At 61.2% G+C, this 26,599-nt stretch carries 21 protein-coding genes; 11 read left to right on the plus strand and 10 right to left on the minus strand.

Annotation, left to right across the window (positions count from 1 at the left end):
- The first annotated feature begins 73 nt into the window (after positions 1-73).
- The gene (locus Q8O96_RS28805) at positions 74-451 is read left to right on the plus strand and encodes a VOC family protein (RefSeq protein ID WP_102864918.1); all 378 of its coding nucleotides are present in this window, start codon (positions 74-76) and stop codon (positions 449-451) included.
- 346 nt (positions 452-797) lie between these two features.
- A complete protein-coding gene (locus Q8O96_RS28810) occupies positions 798-2,360 on the plus strand; it encodes a TerC family protein (protein WP_102864919.1) in 1,563 nt (520 codons plus the stop codon).
- 76 nt (positions 2,361-2,436) lie between these two features.
- Here Q8O96_RS28810 and wecB read toward each other — a convergent pair whose 3' ends face one another.
- On the minus strand, positions 2,437-3,588 hold the full coding sequence (wecB, locus tag Q8O96_RS28815; protein ID WP_305949905.1) for a non-hydrolyzing UDP-N-acetylglucosamine 2-epimerase: 1,152 nt from the start codon (positions 3,586-3,588) through the stop codon (positions 2,437-2,439).
- 295 nt (positions 3,589-3,883) lie between these two features.
- Here wecB and Q8O96_RS28820 point away from each other — a divergent pair, with 295 nt between their 5' ends.
- Positions 3,884-4,351, plus strand: a complete 468-nt coding sequence (locus Q8O96_RS28820) for a DUF6368 family protein (protein WP_102864921.1) — start codon at positions 3,884-3,886, stop codon at positions 4,349-4,351.
- Positions 4,352-4,460: 109 nt separating this feature from the next.
- Here the strand turns inward: Q8O96_RS28820 and Q8O96_RS28825 are convergent, their stop codons facing one another.
- Positions 4,461-5,033 (minus strand): type 1 glutamine amidotransferase family protein, encoded by a 573-nt coding sequence (locus Q8O96_RS28825; protein WP_250330837.1) that lies wholly within the window; start codon positions 5,031-5,033, stop codon positions 4,461-4,463.
- Positions 5,034-5,387: 354 nt separating this feature from the next.
- Here Q8O96_RS28825 and Q8O96_RS28830 point away from each other — a divergent pair, with 354 nt between their 5' ends.
- From Q8O96_RS28830 to Q8O96_RS28845, 4 genes are all read left to right on the plus strand, one after another.
- Entirely contained in the window at positions 5,388-6,212 is an 825-nt protein-coding gene (locus Q8O96_RS28830) for a hypothetical protein (RefSeq protein ID WP_102864923.1), read from the plus strand.
- Between the two features lie 136 nt (positions 6,213-6,348).
- The gene (locus Q8O96_RS28835; RefSeq protein ID WP_146036434.1) at positions 6,349-7,131 is read left to right on the plus strand and encodes a hypothetical protein; all 783 of its coding nucleotides are present in this window, start codon (positions 6,349-6,351) and stop codon (positions 7,129-7,131) included.
- A 177-nt stretch (positions 7,132-7,308) separates the two neighbouring features.
- Complete coding sequence (locus tag Q8O96_RS28840) at positions 7,309-8,742, plus strand: RtcB family protein (RefSeq protein WP_102864925.1); 1,434 nt, start codon at positions 7,309-7,311, stop codon at positions 8,740-8,742.
- Between the two features lie 190 nt (positions 8,743-8,932).
- Complete coding sequence (locus tag Q8O96_RS28845; protein WP_146036435.1) at positions 8,933-9,478, plus strand: hypothetical protein; 546 nt, start codon at positions 8,933-8,935, stop codon at positions 9,476-9,478.
- Positions 9,479-10,169: 691 nt separating this feature from the next.
- Here the strand turns inward: Q8O96_RS28845 and Q8O96_RS28850 are convergent.
- Entirely contained in the window at positions 10,170-10,439 is a 270-nt protein-coding gene (locus Q8O96_RS28850; RefSeq protein ID WP_305949906.1) for a hypothetical protein, read from the minus strand.
- 757 nt (positions 10,440-11,196) lie between these two features.
- A complete protein-coding gene (locus Q8O96_RS28855) occupies positions 11,197-12,987 on the minus strand; it encodes an ATP-dependent endonuclease (protein ID WP_305949907.1) in 1,791 nt (596 codons plus the stop codon).
- A 419-nt stretch (positions 12,988-13,406) separates the two neighbouring features.
- Between Q8O96_RS28855 and Q8O96_RS28860 the strand changes: the two genes are divergently transcribed.
- The 4 genes from Q8O96_RS28860 to Q8O96_RS28875 all read left to right on the plus strand — a co-directional run bounded on the left by Q8O96_RS28860 (position 13,407) and on the right by Q8O96_RS28875 (position 17,025).
- Positions 13,407-13,796 carry a RidA family protein gene (locus Q8O96_RS28860; RefSeq protein ID WP_102864930.1) on the plus strand — a complete coding sequence of 130 codons (390 nt, stop codon included), beginning with the start codon at positions 13,407-13,409 and terminating at the stop codon, positions 13,794-13,796.
- Between the two features lie 164 nt (positions 13,797-13,960).
- Complete coding sequence (locus Q8O96_RS28865) at positions 13,961-14,725, plus strand: IclR family transcriptional regulator (RefSeq protein ID WP_305949908.1); 765 nt, start codon at positions 13,961-13,963, stop codon at positions 14,723-14,725.
- A 47-nt stretch (positions 14,726-14,772) separates the two neighbouring features.
- Complete coding sequence (locus tag Q8O96_RS28870) at positions 14,773-15,990, plus strand: amino acid deaminase (RefSeq protein ID WP_115580351.1); 1,218 nt, start codon at positions 14,773-14,775, stop codon at positions 15,988-15,990.
- 117 nt (positions 15,991-16,107) lie between these two features.
- Positions 16,108-17,025 carry a sugar kinase gene (locus Q8O96_RS28875; RefSeq protein ID WP_102864933.1) on the plus strand — a complete coding sequence of 306 codons (918 nt, stop codon included), beginning with the start codon at positions 16,108-16,110 and terminating at the stop codon, positions 17,023-17,025.
- An 85-nt stretch (positions 17,026-17,110) separates the two neighbouring features.
- Here Q8O96_RS28875 and Q8O96_RS28880 read toward each other — a convergent pair whose 3' ends face one another.
- From Q8O96_RS28880 to Q8O96_RS28905, 6 genes are all read right to left on the minus strand, one after another.
- Entirely contained in the window at positions 17,111-17,386 is a 276-nt protein-coding gene (locus tag Q8O96_RS28880; RefSeq protein ID WP_011061856.1) for a peptidylprolyl isomerase, read from the minus strand.
- A gap of 51 nt (positions 17,387-17,437) precedes the next feature.
- Complete coding sequence (locus tag Q8O96_RS28885; protein WP_305949909.1) at positions 17,438-19,978, minus strand: PAS domain S-box protein; 2,541 nt, start codon at positions 19,976-19,978, stop codon at positions 17,438-17,440.
- Between the two features lie 342 nt (positions 19,979-20,320).
- Positions 20,321-22,276, minus strand: coding sequence for an acetoacetate--CoA ligase (locus tag Q8O96_RS28890; RefSeq protein WP_305949910.1), 1,956 nt, complete (start codon positions 22,274-22,276; stop codon positions 20,321-20,323).
- Positions 22,277-22,487: 211 nt separating this feature from the next.
- The gene (gene hbdH / locus Q8O96_RS28895; RefSeq protein ID WP_102864936.1) at positions 22,488-23,261 is read right to left on the minus strand and encodes a 3-hydroxybutyrate dehydrogenase; all 774 of its coding nucleotides are present in this window, start codon (positions 23,259-23,261) and stop codon (positions 22,488-22,490) included.
- Between the two features lie 7 nt (positions 23,262-23,268).
- Positions 23,269-24,660 carry a GntP family permease gene (locus Q8O96_RS28900; RefSeq protein ID WP_115580346.1) on the minus strand — a complete coding sequence of 464 codons (1,392 nt, stop codon included), beginning with the start codon at positions 24,658-24,660 and terminating at the stop codon, positions 23,269-23,271.
- A gap of 320 nt (positions 24,661-24,980) precedes the next feature.
- Positions 24,981-26,399 (minus strand): sigma-54-dependent Fis family transcriptional regulator, encoded by a 1,419-nt coding sequence (locus Q8O96_RS28905; RefSeq protein ID WP_305949911.1) that lies wholly within the window; start codon positions 26,397-26,399, stop codon positions 24,981-24,983.
- Positions 26,400-26,599: the final 200 nt, after the last annotated feature.

Consider the following 26,599-nt stretch of genomic DNA (forward strand, 5'->3'; position numbering starts at 1 on the left):
GGCATGTTCAGCACTGCGCCCGGCGAGCATAATCCGCCGGGCTATTTCTCTTCCTTCAGGAGCTGCGTCCTTGATGATCGACCACCTTGACCACCTGGTACTGACTACCATCGATCCTCTGGCCGCCGAGGACTTTTACGTTCGGGTGCTAGGTATGCAACTGCAAACCTTTGCCGGCGGGCGCAAGGCCTTCAAGTACGGCCAGCAGAAGATCAACCTGCATGTACGTGGCCAGGAGTTCGAACCCAAGGCCCACCTGCCGGTACCGGGAGCGCTGGACCTGTGCTTTATCGCCAGCGTGCCCCTGGAGCAGGTGATTGCCCATCTGCGCCGAGTCAACTGGCCGATCATCGAAGGCCCGGTGGCGCGCACCGGAGCCACGGGGCCGATCCGCTCGGTGTACCTGCGGGACCCGGACTTGAACCTCATCGAGATTGCCGAGCGGGTGTAGGCGGTTTGAGGGGGTGTCCCGGCTAAACTTTTGTAATGATTTCCCGCTGGGGAAAAGTGCCGCTGCCCCTGTAACCTCCAAGTCCGTTTTTTCACTCAGGACTTGCATGAACACGCTCTCGGAGCCCCCCAGTCGGCGCTCTTTCTTCGCTTTGCCCCATGACTTCTCGCGCCATCCGGCCCCATTGAGACGCAGACGCTCAGGCAGTCATTCTCCCGGCCGTACATCCCCGGCCTTTGCCACTTCCCGTACTGACCAGCCCGTCACCCAGGTTGCACCTGTCCTGCACCTTGGTGCTTCGTCGCGCCTGGCCGTTTGAATTTTCTGGAGAACTTGAGTCGTCGTTATGGAATGGATCGCAGACCCCACGGCCTGGCTTGGCCTTTTGACCCTGATTGTCCTGGAGCTGGTGCTGGGCATCGACAACCTGGTGTTTATCGCCATCCTCGCGGACAAGCTGCCGCCGGAGCAGCGTGACCGCGCCCGCTTGATCGGCCTGTCCCTGGCACTGCTGATGCGTCTGGGCCTGCTGGCCAGCATTTCCTGGATGGTGACCCTGACCCAGCCGCTGTTCGAGGTGTTCGACAAGAGCTTTTCCGGCCGCGATCTGATCATGCTGTTCGGTGGTGTGTTCCTGTTGTTCAAGGCCACCATGGAGTTGCATGAACGCTTGGAGGGGCATGTCAGCCAGCGGGCCGGCAGTGCAACCTACGCCTTGTTCTGGCCGATCGTGGCGCAGATTGTGGTGCTCGATGCGGTGTTCTCCCTGGACGCGGTGATTACCGCCGTGGGCATGGTGGAGCATCTGTCGGTGATGATGATCGCGGTGGTGGTTTCCATTGGTGTGATGATCGTCGCCAGCAAGCCGCTGACCCGTTTCGTCAACGAACACCCGACAGTGATCATGCTGTGCCTGGGCTTTTTGATGATGATCGGCTTCAGCCTGACCGCCGAAGGCCTGGGCTTCCATATTCCCAAGGGCTACCTGTACGCGGCCATCGGCTTCTCGATTCTGATCGAGGTGTTCAACCAGATCGCCCGGGCCCGCCGCAAGAAGTCCATGCAGGGCCTGCGCCCAATGCGTGAGCGCACGGCCTATGCGGTGATGCGCCTGCTGGGTGGCCGCAAGCTGGCAGCGGAAGAAGTGGGTGAGGAAATTGCCGATTTGCTGGAAGACGGTGATGCGCCGAGCAGCGAGCTGTTCGACCGCCGCGAACGGGTGATGATCAGCGGCGTACTGCAGTTGGCGGAACGGCCGATCCGTACGCTGATGACGGTGCGCGCCGAGGTCGACTCCATCGACCTCACGGACAGCCCGGAGAGCATCCGGACCAAGTTGATGCACTCGTCTTATTCGCGCCTGCCGCTGATTCGCGACGGTGCGGTGGATGAGCCGCTGGGCTTCGTGCACAAGAAGGAATTGCTCAAGGAATACCTGGCCGGCAACGAGCCGAACCTTGAGCACCTGGCGCGCAAGACCATCAACCTGCTGGACAGTTTTTCGATCCTCAACGCCCTGGAACAGATGCGCAAGGCGTCGACCCACATCGCCTTCGTGATCAACGAGTTTGGCGACTTCATGGGCATCCTGACCATGACCGACATTCTCGAATCCATTGCCGGCGAGCTGCCGGATGCCAGCGAGGTCGAAGGGCCGGATGTGGTGGAAGATGAGGGTAGGTTCCTGGTCAATGGCGCCCTGAACCTGCCCCAGGTGCGCCAGCGTACCGGCTTTGGCGCCGAGCCTACCGAGGACTACCAGACCCTGGCCGGGCTGGTGATGAGCCTGCTGGACCGTCTGCCGGTCAAGGGCGACCGCCTGGAATGGGAGGGTTGGAATATTCAGGTGATGGCGGTGGAAGAGCGCCGCGTGACCCAGGTCCAGCTGTCTCGGCAGGTGCCTGCCTGACGGGAGAAGTCCTGGAGTTGGCGCTGCAAGGTGCTATGCCGTTGCGCGGCGTGAGCGCAGAGGTTCAGGCCCAGGTTCATGCCCTGTCACGCAGGGCTTTTGCCTCCAGCCAGGTGTATAGGTGGCGAGCGATGCGTTCACTGGCATGGCCGTCGCCATAGGGGCTGTGTACTCGGCTCATGCGGGCATAGAGCTCGGCATCGTCCAGCAGTTCGCTGGCATGGTGCACGATGCGTTCGCGGTCGGTGCCCACCAGCAACGCGGTACCGCCCTCCAGCACCGCCGGCCTTTCGGTGACGTCCCGCAGTACCAGTAGCGGCTTGCCGATGGCCGGTGCTTCTTCCTGGATGCCGCCGGAGTCGCTGAGGATGAGGTGCGAGCGCCCCATCAGCCAGACGAAATGCTGATAGTCCTGAGGCGCTATCAGGTAGATGTTGGGCGTGTCCGAGAGCACGCCATGGACCGCGCTCTGCACCTGTGGATTGAGGTGCACGGGGTACACGAACTGCACGTCCGGGTAGCGCCGGGCCAAGGTCGCCACGGCTTCGCAGATATTGCGCAAACCGTCGCCGAAGTTCTCCCGGCGATGGCCGGTTATCAGCACCATGCGCCGCTGGTGTTCCAGCACCGCCAGGGGCGAATCGGCGGCGGGGCGCCACTGGGTCTGTTGCTGGTGATGCCGCATCCACAGCAGCGCATCGACCACCGTGTTGCCGGTGACCTCGATGGTGTCGGCGAGCACGTTTTCCCGCAGCAGGTTGGTCCGGGCCTCGGCGGTCGGAGCGAAGTGCAGGTCGGCGATAATCCCGGTCAGGCGCCGGTTGGCTTCCTCGGGCCAGGGCGCCCTGAGGTTGCCGGTACGCAGCCCGGCTTCGACATGGCCGATGGGCAACTGGCGGTGGAAAGCGGCGAGGGCGGCGATAAAGCTGGTGGTGGTATCGCCATGCACCAGGACGATGTCCGGTTGCAGGCGTTCGAAGGCGGTATCCAGATGGATCAGCAGTTGCTGCGAGAGGCCGTTGAGGGACTGGCCCTGGGTCATCACTTCCAGGTCTTTGTCGACTTGCAGCTCGAAGGAGTCCAGTACCTGTTTGAGCATGTCCCGGTGCTGACCGGTGGAGCAAATGTGCAGTTGCAGACCTGGCCAGTGTTTTAGCACCCTGGCCAGTGGCGCCATCTTGATTGCTTCTGGGCGTGTACCGAAAACCATCACGACTTTAAAAGGCATGTTCCCCTCCTTGGGTGCGATGCGATCGGAACGAAGGTTGAATCAAAGCAGCGGGAACTGCGCTTGTCCAGCCAGGGCGTGTGGGACACATGCCTGGAGTTGGTGCTGGCGGCCAATGGCTCCAGGCGTTGAGTCGCATCAATGTGGCACAGGTTTTTGTACACGTCTGTTGCTGTCTGTATGCTCTCGGTCCGGCGAATGAAGTGATCTGCTCCGGGGCATCGGAGCGGATGCAATCCACCCTGTCTTGCCGCTCCCTATCATGCGGAGGCGGTCCGCTGGATAAAATCAATCAATGTCTGGGCCGACTGTCAGGGTGCTGTTGCCGCGCAAGATCGATGGCTTGGTCGAAAGCCTGGTGCGCGCCTGCTTGGCCGAGGTTGCAGATCACCCCTGGGCGGGTAGGGGGGCGTTTTTTGTTGAAGGCAGTCCCATGCTCTGCGCGCTGGGGGCCGATTATCCAGAGGAGCTGGCGGAATATGCCGGGCTGGCCGGGGAGCTTGGATGGCTCCCTGAAGGCATCCTGAGCCTGGCGGCCATGGATAAAGATCAGTTGGATCACCAACGACTAGGACAGGCGGCGCTGGCGTTGGTCCGTCGTCTGGATGGCGTGGTGGCCTTCTGCGCCAGTATCCATACCTATACTCGGGATGCCGAATTTCTGGCGGGGCTGGCGATCATCGAGCATGAGGGTGAGAGCATTTTCAGCGCCGCGGACTTTGCGGCTTGGTTGGGCCACCGGGATTTTCGACTGGTGAAATAGTCCACGGCCCCACTGCCACTTCGCCACCACCCGTCCTGGGCGCTGGCTTGACAGCGAAGGCGGCCGTGAGATCGCTTTCGCCGGCAAGCCGGCTCCTGCAAGGGAGAGGTCAGATCTTCTGCTGGTGCTCGGCGGCATGCATGCCGAGGTAGGCGCGAAGGTTGTCGTCGTTGATGCCCAGGGTGCCGAGAATCTGTGCCATGAAACTCACTGGAGCGCTGCCTGGGGCGGTGATCACGCACTGGTCCGCGACGGCATGGGGCACATCCTGGTAGTGCGCGGCGCCGGCATAACCCACTGCCAGCAGGTTGGCCGCCGAATTGGAGGTGTGCTTCACCGCGTCCAGCACCCCGGCCCGAGCCAATTCGCGGGTGCCGTCGCAAATGCCGGCGATCACAAGGTGGCGTGCCTGGGCGGCGCGCAGCAGGTCGCCGATGTCCGGCGCCTTGTCGCTTTGCCAGACGCTCCCGCCGCAAACCATCAGCAGATCCACTTCATCCAGACGAATGTCTTCCAGCGCCAGGTCCGGGGTTACCCGCAGGCCGCCCATGGAGGTCACGATAGCGCCCTTGGGGGAAGCGTAACGGCAGTCGAAGCCATAGTAGCCACGGCCGGTGGCGTTGATCAGGGCGGTTTCCCAGTCGGCGAAGTTGTCGCAGATGATAGTGATGGCGCGGGTCATGGAGCTTCCTTGCTTGGGGCGATGAGCGGGTGGGGAGCGCCAGGGTAACCCGTTTTTGCCGGATGCCTGGAGAAGCTTTTACAGCTCTGGCGACAATCGCCGGCAATTGTCGTTGGCCTTCAACCAGCGAGCTGCCTTAGGCTCTGTACGAAAAGTTTTGAGACAAAGGTCAGGCAAGGCGAAAACGGTCGAGGAAGCGGAGTTTACGGGGTGTAAATGAGCATTCCGAGACCGTTTTCAACGCAGCGTCACCGAGTATCAAGGCTTTTCGTACAAAGCCTAGGATCCAGCACCTTGATTTCATTGAGCGCAGTGCAGGGCGGTTCGTCAGTGAACCCATCAAAGGAACTGAACATGTACAACTTTCTGAACGGAACCCCGGCTCAGTGCGGGTTGTTGACCGGCCTTCTTCTGGCGCTGTCCGGTTGCCAATCGGACTTGCCGGGCACCCCGCTGTCCAAGGACGAGCAGCAACGACAGCTGGAGACGCAGTTCTATGCCAACGCGGTGCAGCAGGTGCTGTACCGCGAAAGCCTCAGGGCCAATGCCGAACAACTGATGGGCAGCGTGGAGCTGGTCATGCAGTTCGATCGGCAGAATCAGGTCATCGGTTGTGCGGCGCAGAGCAGCCCCTTGCCTGAAGCGCGGGCCTATCCCTACAACCCGAAACTGGGCGAGATGCTCGAGGGCGTCTGCTGGAACACCGTGTTCCCTCTGGCGCCCGCCGCCGCCTTTGAGCCTGATGGCGTGCTGGAGGTCAAAGGGACGTTGATGTTCCCTCGCTTGACCCTGGAAGGCGAGCAATTGAAGGAGTTTGCCTTCGATACCGCTCAATACGCCAAAGGCCATTTCTTCTGGACGCACACCCTGGCCCAGTTGCCGGTGGACAGCGTCGGAGTGGCCAGTTTTGAGGTCAAGGCCGATCCCCGGGGCCGGGTGCAGGAATGCTGGGTGAACCTGCGGGCGGTGCGCTACCGACCCGAGTCATTCAAGCCCGACAATCAATTGCGCAATCGCGTCACCCAACTGTGTGAGCAGTTGGACCTGCGGCAGATGCCGGGTTTTGCGGCCGAGCAGGGTCAGGCGCGGCCGATCCATGCCAGCGTGTTTTACACGCCGTGGAAAGGCGGGCCGAACAAGGCCGCGCAGCGTGTGCAGGCAAGCGGCGCTGAACCTTGAGTCTGGCTGGTGCGCATTGGTGATGCAGATTTTACTAAAGCTTCGGCTATTGGTTCGTTCAGTGATTGAGCCGACCCTTTCCGGGGCGCGGGGCGTGGCCCTTGCGCCCGGTCATTGATCAATGAGTTCCCTATTCATGTCATTAGCATTCTTGCGCACCTCGACCCTGGCCTTGCTGACTCCGGCCGTGCTGACCCTGGGCGCCTGCCAGAGCAAGACTCCGGAGCAGAGCGCCGCCCAGGCCCTGGAAACCCAGAAAAGCCTGGAATTCTCTGTCGCCATCAGCGAAGTGCTGAGGCGCAACATCATGGCCGCCAACCTTCAGGGCCTGAGCGGCGCGGTGGAGTTGCGGATCAAGCTCAATCGGCAGAACGAAGTGCTCGACTGCACGGTACGCCCCGGCAGCGGTGATGTTTCCCAGGTCCTGGCCACCCCAACCCTGCTGCACCTGGCCCGACAGGTGTGCTGGAACACCCTGTTTCCTGCCGCCGCGCCTGAGGCCTTTGGCGATGGGAACGTCATCAAGGCGATTGCCAACCTGGAGTTTCCGCACCCCAGCCAATTGCCCAAGCGTGAGCGTCAGGCGTATCGGCTGAGTTCCAGCCTCTATCAGCAAAGCCGGTTCTTCTGGGAGCAGGCCGTCGTCGGGTCGGGCATCGACAGCATCGGCGTGGCCAGTTTCCACTACAGCGCCAATGCCCAGGGGCAGGTCCGGGAATGTCTGGTAAACCTGGAGCACAGCGCGTTCCGGCCGGAAGCGTTCAAGGCCGACGCCACCCTGCGCCAACGCTTGACCCAGCGCTGCCAGCAGCTGGATCTGCGGCAGATGCCGGGCTTTGTCAGTCAGCCCGACGGCCTGAGCCGCGGTGAGGTGCTGGTGGAATACATGCCGTGGCGCGGCGGCCCGGCACCGCACTGACGCCACGCCGTCCGGCAGGCACCTCCCCAGGTGCCTGGGCAAAGAATTTCCCCCGGGCTATTTACATCCACGCCGTCATTCCCCATTATCCGCGCCGTCTAAGTTTCGCTGCTGACCAGACAATTCCAGCCACCAAAAGGGTGGTTGTTTTGTTGCGTCCAAGAAAAGCAGTTGAAAATGACCAAGACTCCTCTGAAAAGAATTCAGCACAAGCTCGCCCGTTCCGGGGTGGCCATCGAACGCCTGAATTCCAATTCCCTCTCCATCTCTTCGATCAATGACGCCGGGCTCAAGGTGGATCTGTTGCTGCCCGAAAGCTTTGCCATCGAAGAAAAAGCCGTCCTGCAACTGATGGATTTCGCCAAGGTGGCTCACCCCCATGGCGGCGAAGTGAAGTGCGCCTGCGCCACGCCGGACTTCCACACCGGCAGCCCGATCCCGGTGGGCAGCGTGATTGTCACCAGTCACGACATGGTGGTGCCGCAGGCCATCGGCACCGACATCAATTGCGGCATGCGCCTGCACAAGCTGGGGCTGAACTACGAGCAGTTCATGGCGCAGAAAGCCAAGTGGACCGCCCTGGTACGCGGCGATCTGCTGGAGGGCACGCGCAACATTCCCACCAGTCCAATGGCCATGACCGCGCTGTTTCAGGCCGGGCTCGGGGATTTCTGGGCCCAGGTGCAGCAGCAGGACCCGATCGGGTTGTTTGCCGGGGCGGACTTCGCCCAGCTGCAACGTGAGCTGTCGGGTTTGCATGAGTCGTCGTTCGCTCGCGGCAGCGCCGACTACGCGCCAGAAGCCTTGCAGGATCGCTCGCGCAAAATCCTCCGCGACCCGGGCCTGGGTTCCCTGGGCGGCGGCAACCACTTTGTCGAGATCCAGGTGGTCACCGAACTGGTGGATCGTCAGGCCTGCTTTGCTCAGGGCCTGTCGGTGGGGCAGGTGGTGATGATGATCCACACCGGCTCGCGCGACGTGGGCTTCTATGTCGGGCGGCGCTGGATGGACAAGGCCAAGGCCCTGTGGCCGGCGGGGATCAAGCACCCTGATTCGAAGATCTTCGCCCTGTTTGGCGAGATGGCCGACGAGTACCTGCTGGCCATGCACAGCGCTGCCCACTACGCCGACGCCAACCGCGCGTTGATCGCCGAGATGGTGCGCCAGCGCACCCGGCAAGTGTTTGGTGCGGGCATCGAAGCGCCGCTGATTGTCGATGTGCCGCACAACATCGTGCTGCGCGAAGAGGGCGGCAATGTGCATCGCAAAGGCGCGACACCGGCCTATGCCGGGCAGCCGCTGCTGATTCCGGGGAGCATGGGGCATGACTCCTACCTGCTCACCGGGCTGGGCAATGAGCGCTGGCTGCGTTCGGCCAGCCACGGCGCCGGGCGCTCGATGTCGCGCAGCGAGATCGTGTTCAAGGCCAAGAAGGACAAGGCGTTCCTCGGCTTGCAGGGCGTGGAGTGCATCACCACCAAGGAGGAGCGGATGATCGAAGAGGCGCCAGGGGCCTACAAGGAAATCGGCCAGGTGATCCAGTCCCAGGTGGAAGAGGGCACGGTGTCGGTGATGGCGCGGTTTTCGCCGATTCTGACCTTCAAGGCGTAAGCGCGCTGGGCGGGTGCGGGCGGGGATGGTTTTCGGGTTTGCCGTGCAACGGTGCGGCCGATACATTGTCGCCCCTCCCGGCCTGTTCGCTCCGAGCGGTGCCGTTGCAGTTGTCTGCGGTCGCAAAAGCCCAGGATGCGGTAGCCGCTGGGGTGTTTGCCTGTTTGTGATCAACCTTCGGTGCTTAAGCATGAATCAAGATGAAAACCTGAAGCACGATGCGCTAGCGCCATTGACCGCTGCCAGCGAGTTTGTCGTCGACAAGCAGCCCCTTGCCGAACTGCTTGCCGTGCTTGCCCAGTGTGGCGAGGTGGTGTCCTGCTTCTTCAAGCCTGATCCCGCCATCAAGGTGTTGGGTGAGAGGCCGCGACTGGCCGAGTTTCTCGAGCGTTTCAGCGGCCTCGCCAGCTCGACGGCCATCGGGCAGATCGAGCCTGAATTCGGGCCCTGTTCCATGCTCAATCGATACGAGTTCGAGGGCTCGTTACTGGCGGCGCTGCTGCGGGGCGGGTGTCATTCGTCCAGCCGTGGAGGGTCCGTGGCCAATGCCCGCCAGGTGGTGTTCGAAGCGCTGGATGCTGTGTTTCCGGCGCCGTTTTCCGAGCTGGTGGTGTATCGGTTCGATAGTCCTGATTGGTGTGAGTTGACCAGGGGGGCGGCTATTTCTTCTGCCTATGTCGCCTGCCAGGGGGCGCGGAATCTGTGGTGGGTGTTGTGTGTTGCTGATGTTGACTGAGGCTTTTGGGCTTTAGGTTGGCTGTGTGGGAGGTGTACACCCACATGGGTAACGGAAAAGTTCAGGCACATGGGTGACACCAAGGGTGCGGCTCGCTGGAGCTGGCTTGCCAGCGAAGGCTGCCTGGAGGGCGCCGGTGGGTTTGGCGTAGTAGGTGCTTGTTGCTGCGGTAACCCCTAGTCCTATGCTATGGCCACAACCTTTGTGGCGAGGGAGCTTGCTCCCGCTCGAGCGCGCAGCGGTCGTAATCCCTAATATCGCGGATTTTGGGGTATATCCGTTGCTGCTGTAGGTTTCGTCCTTACGGTGAGGGGCGCGTACATATCCGTTGCTGCGGGTGCCGCTGCTGACGGTTTCGCTTTTACAGCGAGGGACTGTGTACATATCCATTGCCGCGGTTGCGGCCACTGGCGGTTTCGCCCTTACGGCGAGTCCCTTTTTACAGTCGCCTAAAAAGGAACCAAAAACGCTTGCCCCTCCACTCGGTGCCTCGCCTAGGCTCGGCATGCCCTCTCTCCGGCATTGATCCGTGGGCCGCCGCCACCGGCCGTCCCTGGCCGGATGGCGGCTAACCCGGCGTCCTGCCGGGTTACCCACGGCTCACTGCCTGCGTTCGGCCATCGTGGTTAACGGGGCCCCCAGGATCAAAAGCCAAAGCAAAGCAGAGCGAGAGCCTTGGCTGTGCATTGGGTTAGGGCTCCGGTAGTTGCAGCGCTTGTTGTTCCGCCATTTGCAACACGTCGCAGTCGTCCTGCAACAGCAGGGTCGCCACGCTGGAGAAGCGCTTCAGGTCGAGGTGATCGGCATTGCGGCTGGTCATGTCGGTAACGCTGTCCAGCATGTCCCGGGCGGCGCGGATGCGCAGGCCGGCGTAAGTCAGCAGGTCGAGCAGCGGCGCTTGTGGGTTGATGAAGGCGACGGGGTGGTCGGTTGTGGATGAGGTAAATGCTTGGTAGTCCATTGGGTAACACTCCATAACTTCGGGAGTTACCACCGTTCGCGGCCAAGCGAAGGAGGGTGGCAACTGTACGCGGGTTGGCCGACCGGGCCCGAAGCATCCCGGCACACCCGAAGGTGTCCCACGCACAGTCGCCATAACACGAATGTGCAGGCGCAAAAAAAGCGCTTGCCTTTCGGATGGTGAGCGCCTGTGCGCTACGGGAATGCTGACGGCCAAGTCAGATCGCTGAATTTGCAGCGACGGGCGAAACTATAAGGATAAGTAAGAGGCTAGGCGAGGTGCATAGGCCTGTTCGCAGAAGTTGCCGCAATACTCTGCAAGACGCTCCGCTTTTTACGACATACCGACGCTGTCTTAGTAGCGAGGGCAGGCTGTAGAAATGCAAGTGGCAATTTGCTACTTTCAATGCCAGCCTATGATCGTCAGCGGTTCGGTTTGGTGGAAATGGCCGAGTATTTAGTGATTAGGGCTGTGATCTTTCTAGAAAGCATTTCAGATAATGTAAGGAAGGAAAAATGACAGATAGACGGCCGTTAAATCCTAACGTAACTGTTCCCAAACCAGGCGGTGGTCAACAGCCTAGATCTAGAAATGAAGATGGGAAAATTCGCGAAAAGCGTAGTGACGCAGGGAAACCAAGGAGAAAGTGATTTTAATTAAGGCCAAGCGAGACGCTGATTTTTAGCGTCTCGCTTGGATTTACATTTACTTTTTTGGGGTAGGCTCTTAGCTATTTCTTTAGAGTTGATAGTTGTATTTACTGTGCAGCTCCCAAAATTCTAATTACTCCTTCGAATACAGGTCTCAATGGTTCAAATATTTCAGGATTTTCATCTGCTATATCAATAATCCACTCTGCAAATCGAATTTTTGAGTCTTCATGTGTTGTCAGTATATTGAAGTGTTTCAAATCCTCTCTCGGGGTTATGTAAGGTTGGATTCGGTGAAAATGCTCCGCTGAAATTATTTCAGCATGTGGTGATTTTGTGATTTCTAGAGCGCCAGCTTTGAGTGCAGTATTTCTTACCTCGGGAGTAAAAAAGTTCTCAAGGCTTCCCGGCCAAATATTTTTAGGCAAACCTAGTGTCGTCATAAAGCGCTCGAAGTCAGCGTTAAAGGGTAATCGACACCAATAAACTCTGTTTGAATTGTGTTGTATCCATTCGCCTGATCTATTAAGGCGGGAGTTGCTATAGAGTGCGCGGCCTTCCGTGTCATTATCAACCAAGGCAAATATCTTTCGTTCTGGAGCTAATCCCGATAGCACTTTTCCATCACGGGAGAGACTCTCCATTTTTGTTGTGCCTCCAGCCGATTCAAAACGGAATGGCATATCAATGTTCATGATGATTTCCCAAGCTTTAGAAAAAATCATCACGTCGGAGGCGCCCTCGACGAAAATTATTGATTGATTATGATCGTCAATTCTACGGGTTAGTTCTTTACTGTTTTTTTCTTGTTCTAAAATTTTCTTATGCGCCTCTTTTAAGTAGGCACTAATTACTGGTAGGTGTGGTGTTTCCCCCATTAATTCACTAGGAAGATGTCCGGTAGTGTCGTCTATCTTGGTAATGGATGAGTTAACTCGATCTTGGATGGTGTTAGAGCGACTAACGAAATACTTAGACGTGTCTTCGTGATCAAGTGAGAAAAAGGCTGGACTATGACTGGTTAAGAAGATCTGCTTGTTGGGTTGTTGGCCGAAAGCTCGGAATCTGCCGGCTTCTTCAATGGCATTAGCTAGCTCTAAAGAGTTCTCTGGTTCCTCAAAAGCCCATATATGGAAATCCTCATTGCTGTGTTCAGCTAGGAAGGAAAGAATGGGGGCGATATGCCTGACTTGAACACCATCGCCACGTTGTAGGGTTAAGCTGTAGGAGTCTCCGGCTTCTGAGGTGGTTTCAAAGTCAAGTGATCTAAATAGATCGGTCAGATCCTTTGGTGTGGTTACAACACTGGTTATGTTCAAATCTTTAAGAAGTTGCTGACTGAGATCTTGCGTTCTATCTTGTAGAGCAGTTGTGAAGTTTGTTAGTGATCCAGAGAATTCAATATTTTGGGATATTACTTTGTAGATTTCGGCTTGAAGGCTTTCAAAGATTTTCCTGTCTTTAATGGCAGGGATGTAATAGAGTCGTATTTTGTTTAAGAATCGAGATAAATAGTGGCGCTTTGGTTCTGCAATCGATGTTGTGATTTGAGAGTCTGATCCTAAGGAGATGCTCCACTGTTTTTTGACCCAGAACCGATCTCCTAAGGAGCCTCTCCAAGTTGCTGGGGTATTAAACCAGATCTTTACATATACAAATTTTCTGATGTCGCCATCTCCGCCAGCTTCTGCTCTGCGTGAGTGGTTAAAGTCTTGGAAGAAATTAAATTCTTGGTCTGGACTGGTTTTGTTGTTAAAGAACAAATTAAGGGCGCGTAGTATGTTGCTCTTTCCAGAGTCATTCCTGCCAAAAACTACGTTGATATCAGTGCAGTTGCTAAGGCTGTCTTTATAAATTGATCTAAAGTATGCGATCTCTACTTGATCTATTAGGCGCATTTCAATTCCATGTTTGCGGTAGTAGTTTTGATATGAAGAATGCAGGAGGGTTTTTGCTTTCTAAGCTGATGGCATAGTGCCTTCTTTTGGCTCGAAAGGCTAGCTGTTGGCGGTATGGCTCTAGCTGGTTTCTATCTCTCTTACTTGGGTTAGATTGTCCCATTCTGTTGTCATTTCATCACTTCCAGTGGCACACTTCATGGGAATTTTTCCGCTATTGCAGCAGTAATTCCGTTGTAGCGGAATTTAGCCTTAATGCTAAATCGTTGATTTTTGTTGTGGGTGCTACCACAGGCTGTGGACGGCAGGCTGGTTAGCGTGTTTGAGCGCGGTTTTTGATTTGGGAAACGAGAGGTCCCCATACCTATGAGCATTGTTTTTGACAGCCAAACTCCAACCTTCAACCAGGAGAATCGCTCATGAGCATCACCCGTTACGGCACCGGCAGCACCGCAGGCGGTGGCCAGCCGCGTCCTTTCGCTCGCGCCGTCGAAGCCGATGGCTGGCTGCATGTGTCCGGCCAGGTGCCGGCGCTGGATGGCGAGATCATTCACGGTGGGATCGTCGAGCAGACGCATCAGACCATGCGCAATCTAGTGGCCATTCTCGAAGAGGCCGGGTACGGCCTGGAGGATGTGGTGCGGGTTGGCGTGTGGCTGGAAGATCCGCGGGATTTCTGGAGTTTCAACAAGGTGTTCGGCGAGTACTTCAAGCCCGAACACGCGCCGGCCCGGGCCTGTGTGCAGGCCAGCATGATGGTGGACTGCAAGGTCGAGATCGATTGTGTGGCCTACAAGAAGAAGCCTTGAGTGCGCTTCTGTAGCCGCTGTCGAGCCTGGGCGAGGCTGCGATCGACCGCAACGCGGGCGCAGGGTGATGAGATCGCTGCGGCCCCGGCGACGGCGTGTCGCTCAGGGCGTTCGCAGCCTGCGGCAGCGGCTACAGGGATTGTGTTTTGCATAGGGGTGGGTAGATGACTGAAGACAGCATCAAGCGCCGGGCCAAGGGCCTGGATCGGGCCTTCGATATTCTCGATTTCCTCAAGGAGATCGGCCAGCCGCTGCGGCCCAACGATATCGCCAAGGGCATTGGCAGTCCCAAGTCCACGGTCTATGAGTTGGTGGCGTCCTTGCTGGAGCGGCGGGTGCTGGAGCCGGTAGGCAAGGACGGTCATGTGTACCTGGGCCGCCAGCTGTATTTTCTCGGGCAGGCTCATTTGCGCCATTTCGATCTGAGCCGCGAGGCTGATCAGGCGTTGCAGGAAATTGTCAGCCAGACCCGGGAAACCGCGCAGATGTGCCTGCTCAACGGGCGCAAATACACCGTGGCGCTGATGAAGGAGGGCGAGCGGAATTTCCGCATCACCTCGGACATTGGCGAGAACGCGCCGATCCCCTGGACCGCCTCCGGGCGGTTGCTGCTGGGGCATATGAGCGATGAGCAGATCGTCGAGATGATCGATGACCAGGACTTCATGCTGCCTAATGGTGAGCGGCTGCCGCTGGAGACCTTCCTCAAGGAAATCCGTCAGGCCACCGAGGAGGGGTTCTTTTCCTTCGACAGCGTCGCCGACACCTTCACCCATTGTTTTGCCGCGCCGGTGCGCGATGAGCGCGGGGTGTGCATCTGCACCCTGTGCATCGTCGCGCCGAGGGCCGATGCGCAGAGCCATTACCAGGAATACCGCCGGGTGCTGATCGACAGCGCCAACCGCCTGGCCCGGCGTATCAACGATTGATGACAGTGTCGCGGCTGTGCGCAGCCGCCTTGATAAGGAGTGCCAACATGTCTTCCGCTTTGAATCTGCCCCTGGTGGAAAAGGGCGCTGCTGCTATCGGCGCGAGTCTGCTGAGCGACGTCAGCCTGCCGGCCCTGGTGCTGCACCGCGAGGCGCTGGAACACAACATTCGCTGGATGCAGAAGTTTGTCAGTGACAGCGGCGCCGAGCTGGCGCCCCACGGCAAGACCAGCATGATGCCCGCGCTGTTTCAGCGGCAGTTGGACGCCGGCGCCTGGGGCATCACCCTGGCCACGGCAGTACAGACTCGCGCCGCCTACGCCCATGGCGCGCGCCGGGTGTTGATGGCCAACCAACTGGTGGGGGCGCCGAACATGGCGCTGATCGCCGAGCTGTTGGCGGATGCCGATTTCGATTTCTATTGCATGGTGGATCACCCGGACAACGTGGCCGATCTGGGGGCGTTTTTCGCCCAGCGCGGCGTCACCCTCAAGGTGATGATCGAGTACGGCGTGGTGGGCGGTCGTTGCGGTTGCCGCAGCGAGCAGGAAGTACTGGCCCTGGCCAAGGCGATCCAGGCGCAGCCAGCTTTGGCGTTGTGCGGTATCGAAGGTTACGAAGGGGTGATCCACGGCGACCAGGCCATCAGTGGCATTCGGCAGTTTGCCGATTCCCTGGTGCGTCTGGCGGTGGATCTGCACAACGATGGTTTGTTTGTCATCGAGCGGCCGATCATCACGGCTTCGGGTTCGGCCTGGTACGACCTGATCGCCGAGTCCTTCGAGACCCACAACGCCAAGGGGCGTTTCCTCAGCGTGCTGCGTCCGGGCAGTTATGTCGCCCATGACCACGGTATCTACAAAGAGGCTCAGTGCTGTGTGTTGGATCGACGCAGTGATCTGCACGAAGGCCTGCGTCCGGCGATGGAAGTCTGGGCCCATGTGCAGTCGCTGCCGGAGCCGGGCTTTGCGGTGGTGGCCCTGGGCAAGCGCGATGTCGCCTATGACGCTGGCTTGCCGGTGCCGCTGCGACGTTACCGCGCTGGAGCCGAGGCCGGTGCCAGTGATGATGTGGGGGCGTGCAAGGTGACGGCGGTGATGGATCAGCACGCGTTTCTCACCGTGGCGCCGGGAGTGGAGCTGCGTATTGGCGACATCATTTCCTTTGGTACATCGCACCCGTGCCTGACCTTCGACAAGTGGCGCACCGGTTTGCTGGTGGATGAGCGCCTGCAGGTGATCGAGAGTCTGGAAACCTGCTTCTGAACGTAGTAGCCGGCTCGCCGACGAACAGACCCTGGGTTAGGGCGCAACTCTGAGGACGCTTTCGTTGGCAAGCCAGGTTCTACTAGCTGGTGTGTGCTTTGAGGGGAGGTCAAGAACATGAACGGGAAGCAGCGCATTGCCGCCATTGGCGAATGCATGATCGAGCTGCAACAGCGTCACGACGGCAGTCTGCTACAGAGCTTTGGTGGCGATACCTTGAACACTGCGGTGTATCTGTGCCGGGAGCTCGGACAGCAGGCGCAGGTGGATTACGTGACCGCCCTGGGCTACGACAGCTTCAGCGATGCCATGTGCCAGAGCTGGGCGCAGGAGGGTATCGGCCTGGGAAAGGTTCAGCGCCTGCCCGGGCGTTTGCCGGGGTTGTATTGCATTCAGACCGATGCCCGGGGGGAGCGGCGTTTTCTGTATTGGCGCAATGAGGCGGCGGTACGGGACTGCTTCAACACCGCGGCGGCGGGGCCGATCCTGGCGGACTTGTGCGATTACGATGTGTTGTATTTCAGCGGCATCACCCTGGCGGTGCTCGGGGAGGTGGGACGCAAAAAGCTGATTGACCTGCTGGTGGAAGCGCGCATCCGTCGGGCGCAGATCGTGTTTGACAACAACTATCGGCCAAGGCTCTGGGCCTCGGTGGAGCAGGCGCGAGTGGCCTATCTGCAGGTACTGGAGCATGTGGATCTGGCGCTGTTGACCCTGGAGGACGAGCAGGCGCTGTTTGGCCATGACTATGCCCATGGCGTGTTTGCGGCCTACCCGAACATTGCCGAGGTGGTGGTCAAGCGCGGGGCGGATTCGTGCCTGGTGCGTTGCGGCGGCGAGAGTCATGAGATACCGGCGCTGCCAGTGGCGCAGGTGGTGGACACCACGGCGGCGGGAGACTCCTTCAGCGCGGCTTATCTGGCCTGTCGTTTGCGCGGCGGCAGCCCGGTGCAGGCCGCAGAGGCCGGGCATCGATTGGCGAGTCGGGTGATTCAGCATCCCGGGGCGTTGCTTCCCCGGGAGCCCGCGTTGTAGGAGCCGGCTGGCCGACGAACAGGCCTTTGCCGGTTGCGGGCGCTTGGGCTGGCACGCCGGCTCCCACAGAACGGGGCTTGAGTGGTCAGTCGCGGAAGAACACCTGCACCAGGTGATAGCCGAATTTGCTCTTGATCGGGCCGTGCACGGTGCGCAGGGGCTTCTTGAAAATCACCTGATCAATGGCGCCGACCATCTGCCCCGGACGCACTTCCCCCAGGTCGCCGCCGCGCTTGCCCGACGGGCAGGTGGAGTATTTCTTGGCCAGCACGTCGAAGGCTTCGCCCTTGGCGATGCGCTGCTTGAGCTGCTCGGCTTCTTCGGCGGTTTTCACCAGGATGTGGCGGGCTTGGGCTTTCATGATGGCGTGACCTTGTAGCGGGAAATCGGCGGCCGCGGATTATGCCTGAATTCAGGACTCGCGGCCGATCATCTGGCGAATCTTCTGCGCCAGTTCTTCGATGGAAAAAGGCTTGGCCATCAGGTCCATGCCCGGTTCCAGAAAGCCCTGGCGCTCGGCGGCCTTTTCCGCGTAGCCGGTCATGAACAGTACCTTGAGCCCCGGGCGCTGTTGGCGGGCGATCTCCGCCAATTGTCGGCCGTTCATGCCCGGCAGGCCGACGTCGGTCACCAGCAGATCGACGCGCAGTGGCGAGTCCAGCAATGGCAGGGCGCTGCGTGCATCCTCGGCCTCGATGGCGCGGTAGCCCAGTTCGCTGAGGACGTTGAGCACCAGCATGCGCACCGCCGGGTCGTCCTCCACCACCATCACGCTTTCCCCGGCCATGGCCTGGGGCGCCGCGCTGCTGCCCGTGGGTTGCAGCGGTTCCAGGGGCGCGTTGTGCAGGCGCGGCAGGTACAGGCGCACACAGGTGCCCTGGCCTGGCTCGCTGCTGATGGTCACGTGTCCGCCGGACTGCTGGGCAAAACCATAGATCATCGACAGCCCGAGGCCCGTGCCCTGGCCGATGGGCTTGGTGGTGAAGAAGGGGTCGAAGGCCTTGGACAGAATCCGTGGGCTCATGCCGGCGCCGTTGTCGCTGACCCCCAGCATCACGTAGTCGCCGGCCTTGACCGGCTCCAGGGTGCTGATGTCGCTGCCGTCGAGGTAACTGTTGGCGGTCTCGATCAGCAGTCGGCCGCCGTCGGGCATGGCGTCGCGGGCGTTGATCACCAGATTGAGCAAGGCGTTTTCCAGCTGGCTGGCATCGGTGTTTACCGGCCACACCTCGTCCGCCAGTTGCATCTGCAGCTGGATGTGTTCGCCCTTGGTGTGGTTGAACAGCTCCTGCAGCGAGCGCACCAGCTGGTTCGGGTCCAGGGGCTGGCGGTCCAGGGACTGGCGTCGGGAGAAGGCCAGCAGGCGGTGGGTCAGGGACGCGGCACGTTTGGCCGAGGACATGGCGGCTTCGGTAAAACGACCGATCTCATCGCTGCGGCCGTTGTCGATGTAGCGCTGCATCAGGTCCAGGCTGCCGATGATGCCGGTGAGCATGTTGTTGAAGTCGTGAGCGATGCCGCCTGTGAGCTGGCCCACGGCCTCCATCTTCTGCGCGTGGCGCAGGGCGTCCTCGGCGCGCTCGCGCTCGAACATTTCGTTCTGCAGGCGCTGGTTGACGGCGGCCAGCGCCTCGGTGCGGCGGTTGACCCGTTCTTCCAGGGTTTCGTTGAGGTTGCGCAGAGCCTCCTCGGTCTGTCTGCGCTCGGTTTCATCGATGACGAAAATGTAGAAACCGTTGATGGCACCGTCGGCGCCATGGCGGGGCAGGTACTTCATCAGGGCATGGCGCGGGCGGCCGTCGCGGTGGGGCGAGTTGGCTTCGAAGCTGCAAGGCTTGCCCGCCAATGCGGCGGCAATGTTCTCGGCGCGGGTGGCGTAGATCTCGTCGCCCACCACTTCGCGGATGGTCTTGCCGTACAGCTCCTGCGGGGTCAGGCCGTACCAGTCCAGGTAAGCGCTGTTGTTCAGGCGAAAGCGCTCTTCGCGGTCGACGTAACCGATCAGCACTGGCATGGCGTTAATGATCAGTTGCAGTTCGGTCTGGCTCTGGCGCAGTGCTTGCTCCATCTGTTTGCGCTCGGTCAGGTCCAGGGCGGCGCCGAGAAAGCGCGTCGGCCGGCTGTGGTGATCCTTGTAGCAGCGACCCCGGGCGAACACCCAGCGCACCTGGCCGTCGGCCAGTTGCAGGCGGTATTCCTCGGCGTATTCGCTGCCCTGGGTGATGCAGTGCTTGATGCTCCGGGCCACCATGGCCCGGTCTTCCGGGTGCACGCCTTTGAGGTACTCACTGATGGGCAATTGTCGGGATAGCTGCGGGTTGACGCTGTGCAGCTGGGCAAAATGGGTATCGGCGATAAAGCGATCTTCGCCAATGTCCCAATCCCAGGTGCCCACCGCATCGGTGGCCGCCAGGGCCAGTTGCAGGCGCTCCTCGGTCTCGTGCTGGGCCCGCAGGCTGTCGTCGGAGCGCTGCTGCAGTTCGAGGGCGATGCGCCGGCGCTCGTTGGTCTCGATGGCGGTCACCAGGATTCCGGCAACGTCGCCGCGTTCATCGCGGATCGGGCTGTAGGTCAGGTCCAGCCACAGGTCGTGTGCAGTACCGTCGCTGCGTTGCAGGCTGAAGCGCTGCTCGCTGAAGCTGCGCACCTGGCCGTTGAGCACCGCGCGGTAGACCGGGTCGGTGAAGTCCATCAGCTCTGGCCAGATCAGGTGCGCCGGCTGGCCGAAGGCCTGGGGGTGCTTGTTGCCTGCCAGCAGGGCGAAGCCGTCGTTGTAGATCTGGGTCAGCTCGGAGCCCCACAGCAGCAACATCGGCATCGGCGAATGGATCACGATGTCCACGGCGGTGCGCAGGCTCTGGGGCCAGTGGCCGGATTCACCGAGGGCCGTGGCGGACCAGTCCAGACGGGCTATCAGGTGGGCGGCTTGGCTGCCGGAGTGGGGGGCATTCATGTCGGGTGTGTCCTGGGCGCAGCGGTGTTACGCGGCAAGGTCATGGCTCGCGTACTGGAAAAGTCGCATGGACATGCCGTGCATATTCAAACGGATGGAGTGTAGGTGTTTCTGGCGGGGTTATTTTCACCTGCTTTTGCGGCAGATGACCAGTCTAGAGGGGCTGAACGGTCCCTGTAGCCGCTGCCGCAGGCTGCGAACGCTCTGGGCGGCACTGCGTCGCAGGAAGCGCTGCTCTTGAGATCGCTGAAGGTCCTGCGGCCCTTTGCGCAGCCTCGCGGGCTCGGCAGCGGCTACAGGTCCTGCGTCGCGAAGGGCTGCGCCGACGGTGGTTGGCCGTCGTCAGTGGCGCAATTCCTCGCGGTCGCGGAACTGCTCCAGGGCTTCGGGGTTGGCCAGGGCGTCGGTATTCTTCACCGGCAGGCCATGCACCACATTGCGCACCGCCAACTCCACGATCTTGCCGCTGATGGTCCGGGGAATGTCGGTCACTGCGAGGATCTTCGCCGGCACATGGCGCGGCGTGGTGTTGCTGCGGATCACCTGGCGAATCCGCTCCTGCAACGGCTCATCGAGCACCACGCCATCCTGCAGGCGTACGAACAGCACCACCCGTACGTCATGCTCCCAGCTCTGGCCGATGGCCAGGCTTTCCAGCACCTGTTCCAGCTTCTCCACCTGGCGGTAGATTTCCGCGGTGCCAATCCGCACTCCACCCGGGTTGAGCACCGCATCCGAGCGTCCGTGAATCAGCCAGCCGCCATGGGGCAGCTGTTCGGCGTAGTCGCCCTGGGCCCAGACCCCGGGAAACAGGCTGAAATACGAGGCCTTGAGCTTGCTCTGGTCCGGGTCGTGCCACAGGCCTACGGGAATACTCGGAAAGTGCCGGGTGCACACCAGTTCGCCTTTTTCGCCGGTCACCGGCTGGCCCTGGTCGTTCCACACTTCGATGGCCATGCCCAGGCTCTTGCCCTGCATCTCGCCACGGCGCACCGGCTGGATCGGGTTGCCGGCGACGAAGCAGGCGACGATGTCGGTGCCGCCGGACATCGAGGCCAGGCACAGGTCGTGTTTGATCTCGCGGTACACGTAGTCGTAGCTCTGTGGCGACAGCGGCGAGCCGGTGCAGAGCAGGGTCTTGAGGCTGTCCAGGCGGTGGCTGAGGCGCGGTCGGCTGCCGGCCTTTTCCAGGGCGGCCAGGTACTTGGGGCTGGTGCCGAAGACGCTGATGCCTTCGCTATCGATCAGGTCGATCAGGCGCTCGTTGGTGGGATGGAAGGGCGATCCGTCGTAGAGCACCAGGCTGGCGCCGGTGGCCAGGGCCGAGACCAGCCAGTTCCACATCATCCAGCCGCAGGTGGTGTAGTAGAACAGCCGCTCGCCGGGCCCCAGGTCGGTGTGCAGGCCGTGTTCCTTGAGGTGCTGCAGCAGCACCCCGCCGGTGCCGTGGACGATGCACTTGGGCACCCCGGTGGTGCCGCTGGAATAGAGGATGTACAGCGGATGGGCGAAGGGCACCGGGACGAATTCGGGCTCGCCGCCTGACTGATAGAAATCGTTCCAGAGGCTGATCCGGGCCTGGGTACGGTAGTCCTCGACCCGGGCTTGCTGACGGGCGTAGGGCACGATGAGCAACTGCTCCAGGGACGGCAGGCGCTCAAGGATCTCGTTGACCTTGGCGGTCTGGTCGATGTCCTTGCCGGCGTAGCGATAGCCGGCGCAGGTGATCAGCACCTTGGGTTCGATCTGGCCAAAACGGTCGATCACCCCCTGGGTGCCGAAATCCGGCGAACAGCTGGACCACACCGCGCCGAGGCTGGTGCTGGCCAGCATGCCCACCAGGGTCTGCCAGGTGTTGGGCAGGCAGGCGGCAACTCGGTCGCCGAGGCCGACCCCGGCAGCCCGCAGGCTGCGCTGCAGGCCGGCGACCTGGGCCGCCAGTTCGACGTAGGTCAGTGGTTCGCGCTGGCCGTTCTCGTTGATCGCCACCACCGCCACGGTGTCGTCCCGGCGCTTGAGCAGGTGCTCGGCGAAGTTCAGCGTGGCCCCTGGAAACCATTGGGCGCTGGGCATTTGCGGGCCTTCGCGCAGCACGGATTCAGCGGGCTGGTGAAAGCTGACCTCGAAGAAGTCGACGATGGCCTGCCAGAAGCTTTCTCGCTGGTCGATGCTCCACTGGTGCAGGGCGGGAAAGTCGGCGAGGTTGAGGTCGTGACGGTAATTGACCAGGCGCCGGAAGGCTTCCATGCGGGTCTTGCTGATGCGCTCGGCGCTGGGTTGCCAGAGTATTTCGGACATGGGATGCCTCTTGTTTTTCTTGCTTTGCACGCAAACCGATTCTAATGCCGGATGCTCTGTAGCCGCTGCCGCTGCCGCTGCCGCTGCCGCTGCCGCTGCCGCTGCCGCTGCCGCTGGCTGCGATCGGCTCTGCAGGAGACGTGCTCTTGAGGGCCTAGGAAGGCGCGACGCGCCTTATCGCAGCCTATGGCAGCGGCTACAGGGCGCGGGGTTATTGCGCCAGCCAGCCGCCGTCGATGTTCCAGGCCGCACCGCGCACTTGGGCGCCGGCTTCGCTGCACAAAAATAGCACCAGCTCGCCCAGTTGCGACGGGGTGACGAACTCCAGGGACGGCTGCTTTTCCGCCAGCAGATCATGCTGGGCCTGTTGCGGGTCAGCCCCGGCCGCCACCCGGTCGTCGATCTGCTTCTGCACCAGCGGGGTCAGCACCCAGCCGGGGCAGATGGCATTGCAGGTGACGTTGCTGGTGGCGGTTTCCAGGCCCACCACCTTGGTCAGGCCGATCACCCCGTGTTTGGCCGCGACATAGGCGGCCTTGCCTACCGAACCCACCTGACCGTGCACCGAGGCAATGTTGACGATCCGTCCCCAGCCCTTGGCACGCATCCCCGGCAGCCCCAGGCGGGTGCTGTGGAACACTGAGGACAGGTTGATGGCGATGATCGAATCCCAGCGCTCCACGGGGAATTCCTCCACCGCCGCCACGTGCTGGATGCCGGCGTTGTTGACCAGGATGTCGACGCCGCCAAACTCCCGTTCGGCGTAGGCGAACAGCTCGGCGATCTGTGCCGGGTCGCTGACGTCCGCCGGGTGATGGCCGACCTGGCCGCCGAATTGTGCGACCTCGGCGATGGCCTTCGAGGCATCGCCGAAGCCGTTGAGAATCAGCTTGGCCCCGGCCTTGGCCAGGACCCGGGCGATGCCCAGGCCAATGCCGCTGGTGGAACCGGTGACCAGGGCGGTCTTGCCAGAAAGAGTGGTCATGAATACCTCACACGATGCCGGTGGCGTAGAAAGTGGCGATGACGACGAAGACCGCCAGGGTCTTGATCAGGGTGATGCAGAAAATGTCCTTGTAGGCTTCGCGGTGGGTCAGGCCGGTGACCGCCAGCAAGGTGATCACCGCGCCGTTGTGGGGCAGGGTGTCCATGCCGCCGCTGGCCATGGAGGCCACCCGGTGCAGCACTTCCAGGGGAATGTTGGCGGCATGGGCGGCGCTGATGAAGCTTTCGGACATGGCCGCCAGGGCGATGCTCATGCCCCCCGAAGCCGAGCCGGTGATGCCCGCTAGCAGGGTCACAGTAATGGCTTCGTTGACCAGTGGGTTGGGAATGTTTTTCAGCCAGTCCGCCAGCACCAGAAAGCCCGGCAGGGAGGCGATTACCGCACCGAAACCATATTCCGAGGCGGTGTTCATGGCGGCCAGCAAGGCGCCGCTGACCGCGCTTTTGCTGCCTTCGGCGAGCTTGCTGCGAATCGCCGAGTAGCCGCACACCAGCACCATCAGGATGCCCACCAGCAAGGCCGCCTGCACCGCCCAGATGGCGGTGAGCTTGGCGATTTCGCTGGTCACCGGGGCGGCCATGCCCGGCAGGCTGAGGCTGTGGGTCTTGCCGTACCACTGGGGAATCCAGTGGGTGAACAGCAGGTTCATGATGCCCACCAGCAGCAGCGGCGACAGCGCCAGCCAGGGGTTGGGCAGCTTCAGGTCCTCGGCGGTTTCCGGCTCGTTGCGCAGCTCGGTGCCGTAGCCTTCACCGGCCTTCTGCGCCTTGTTGCGCTGGCGCTGCAGGAACAGCATGCCGGCGCAGAACACGAAAATGGTGCCGATCACGCCCAGCCAGGGCGCGGCCCAGGCGGTGGTGTTGAAGAAGGTGCTGGGGATGATGTTCTGGATCTGCGGGGTGCCGGGTAGCGCATCCATGGTGAAGGAGAATGCACCCAGAGCGATGGTGGCCGGGATCAGGCGCTTGGGGATATTGCTCTGGCGGAACATCTCGGCGGCGAACGGGTAGACCGCGAACACCACCACGAACAGCGAAACCCCGCCGTAGGTCAGCAGGGCGCAGACCAAAACGATCACCAGTATCGCTTGGCGGGTGCCCAGCAGGCGGATCGCGGCGGCGACGATGGAGCGCGAGAAGCCCGACAGCTCGATCAGCTTGCCGAACACCGCGCCCAGCAGGAACACCGGGAAATACAACTTGATGAAGCCGACCATCTTCTCCATGAACACCCCGGTAAAGGCGGGCGCCACGGCGGACGGATCGGTGAGCAGCACTGCGCCGAGGGCGGCAATGGGGGCAAAGAGGATGACGCTGTAGCCACGGTAGGCCGCCAGCATCAGCAGCGCCAGGGCTGCCAAGGCAATGATCACACTCATGGTGTGTCTCTCCAGGATTGTTATTGTTGTCGGGTGTTGCGTGTGGAGAGCGTTGTAGCGAGAACTGTGCCAGTTAGTTAACTTGTTGAAATATAAGAACTTTTTAAATATATCGAAGGTGATTTATCCAGATATTCTCTGATTGGAGACAGTGAGGCGAGGGAGCTTGCTCCCGCTTTAGTGTGCAGCACTCCTCATGCCGGCCACCGGGTTGTGTCAGAAAGACCGCAATCACTGGGTTTGGCGCCGCTGCGCGGCCCAGCGGGAGCAAGCTCCCGCGCCACACAAGCGGTTGTCTCTGAATTGGGATTTTTGTCTCGTTATTGAGACTCTGCAATCCCCAGGGCCGCCATCTTCTTGTACAGCGTCGAGCGACCCAGCCTCAGGCGCCGGGCCGCTTCGTCCACCTTGCCGGCGCATTGCGCCAGGGTGGCGCTGATCAGTTGCCGCTCGAACCGTTCCCGGGCCGCGGCGAAGGTTTCCTGGCTCGGCGACTCGGCGGGCAGCGGGGCCGCATGGCGTTGCGCCGGGCTGAAGCTGCCGATTGCCGCGCGAATGTCCGCGGCAGTGAGTATCAGGTCGTCGCTGAGCAGCGCCGCGCGCTCCAGCACGTTGCGCAGTTCGCGGATGTTCCCCGGCCAGGCATGTTGCGCCAGCAGGGCCAGGGCTTCGCGATCCAGTTCATGCTGGCTGCGCAGTTCTTCGAGAATCCCTTCGCTCAGGGCCGGCAGGTCGTCCAGGCGTTCGCGCAGGGCCGGCACCTGGATCGGCAGCACGTTGAGCCGGTAGTACAGGTCGGCGCGGAACTCGCCGCGCTTGATCGCCGCTTCCAGGTCGGTGGAGGTGGCGGCGATCACCCGCACATCGCTGTGGATCACTTCATTGGAGCCCACTGGTTCGAACTCTTTTTCCTGCAGCACTCGCAGCAACTTGCTTTGCAGGGGCAGGGGCATGTCGCCGATTTCATCGAGGAACAGGGTGCCGCCCTGGGCGATCTGCAACTTGCCGGCGCGGCCCTTGCGGTCGGCGCCGGTGAAGGCGCCGGGGGCGGTGCCGAAGAACTCCGCCTCCAGCAGCGCCTCGGGAATCGCCGCGCTGTTGATGCTGACAAAGGGCTTGTGGGCCCGGGGCGAAGCAGCATGGATGGCCTGGGCCAGCAGCTCCTTGCCGGTGCCGGTTTCGCCTTGCAGCAGTACTGGGGATTCGGCGCTGGCGCTGCGTCGGGCCCGGCGTTTGACTTCCAGGCTGGCGGCGCTGGTGCCGATGAAATGGGCGAAGTTGTACTTGGTCTGCCGGGCCCGCAACAGAGAGCGGGTGGAGGCCAATTCTTCCTGCATGCTCAGGTAGCGCTTGAGCATCGGCGACAGGCTGCGCAGTTCGTCGAACAGGGCAAAGCCGATGGCGCCGATCACCGTGCCGGCGGCGTCGTGGATCGGCAGGCGCATCACCACCAGCGGTTCCTTGGGGGTGTCCTGCATGTCCAGCAGGATCGGGCGGCCGGTGCGTACCACCTCCCGCAGCAGGCTGCCGGGGATCACGCTTTCGCAGGGCTTGCCGATGGCGAAAGCCGCCGATTCCAGGCCGAAGCGCCGAGCGTAGCGCTCGTTCATCCAGACGATATTGGCGTCGCGGTCGACGATCACCGTGCCTTCGCTGGACTGCTCGATGATCTCGAACAGCGAACGGATCGCCAGTTGGCGCACACGCTGGTAATCCTTGAGGCTTTCGCTGTCGTTCATGGCGGCATCCTGAAAGTGGGCGCGGCGATTATGCCGCAGTCTGCCCCGGTTGTTGCGCTGTAGCCGCTGCTGAGCCTGCGAGGCTGCGCAAAGGGCCGCAGGACCTTCGGCGGCCTTGAGGGCAGCGTCTGCTGTGCAGCCGTTCGCAGCCTGCGGCAGCGGCTACAGGATGCAGCATCTGTAGCCGCTGTCGAGCCTTG

The organism is Pseudomonas sp. LPH60, assembly GCF_030718165.1.
GTDB classification, from domain to species: domain Bacteria; phylum Pseudomonadota; class Gammaproteobacteria; order Pseudomonadales; family Pseudomonadaceae; genus Aquipseudomonas; species Aquipseudomonas danubii.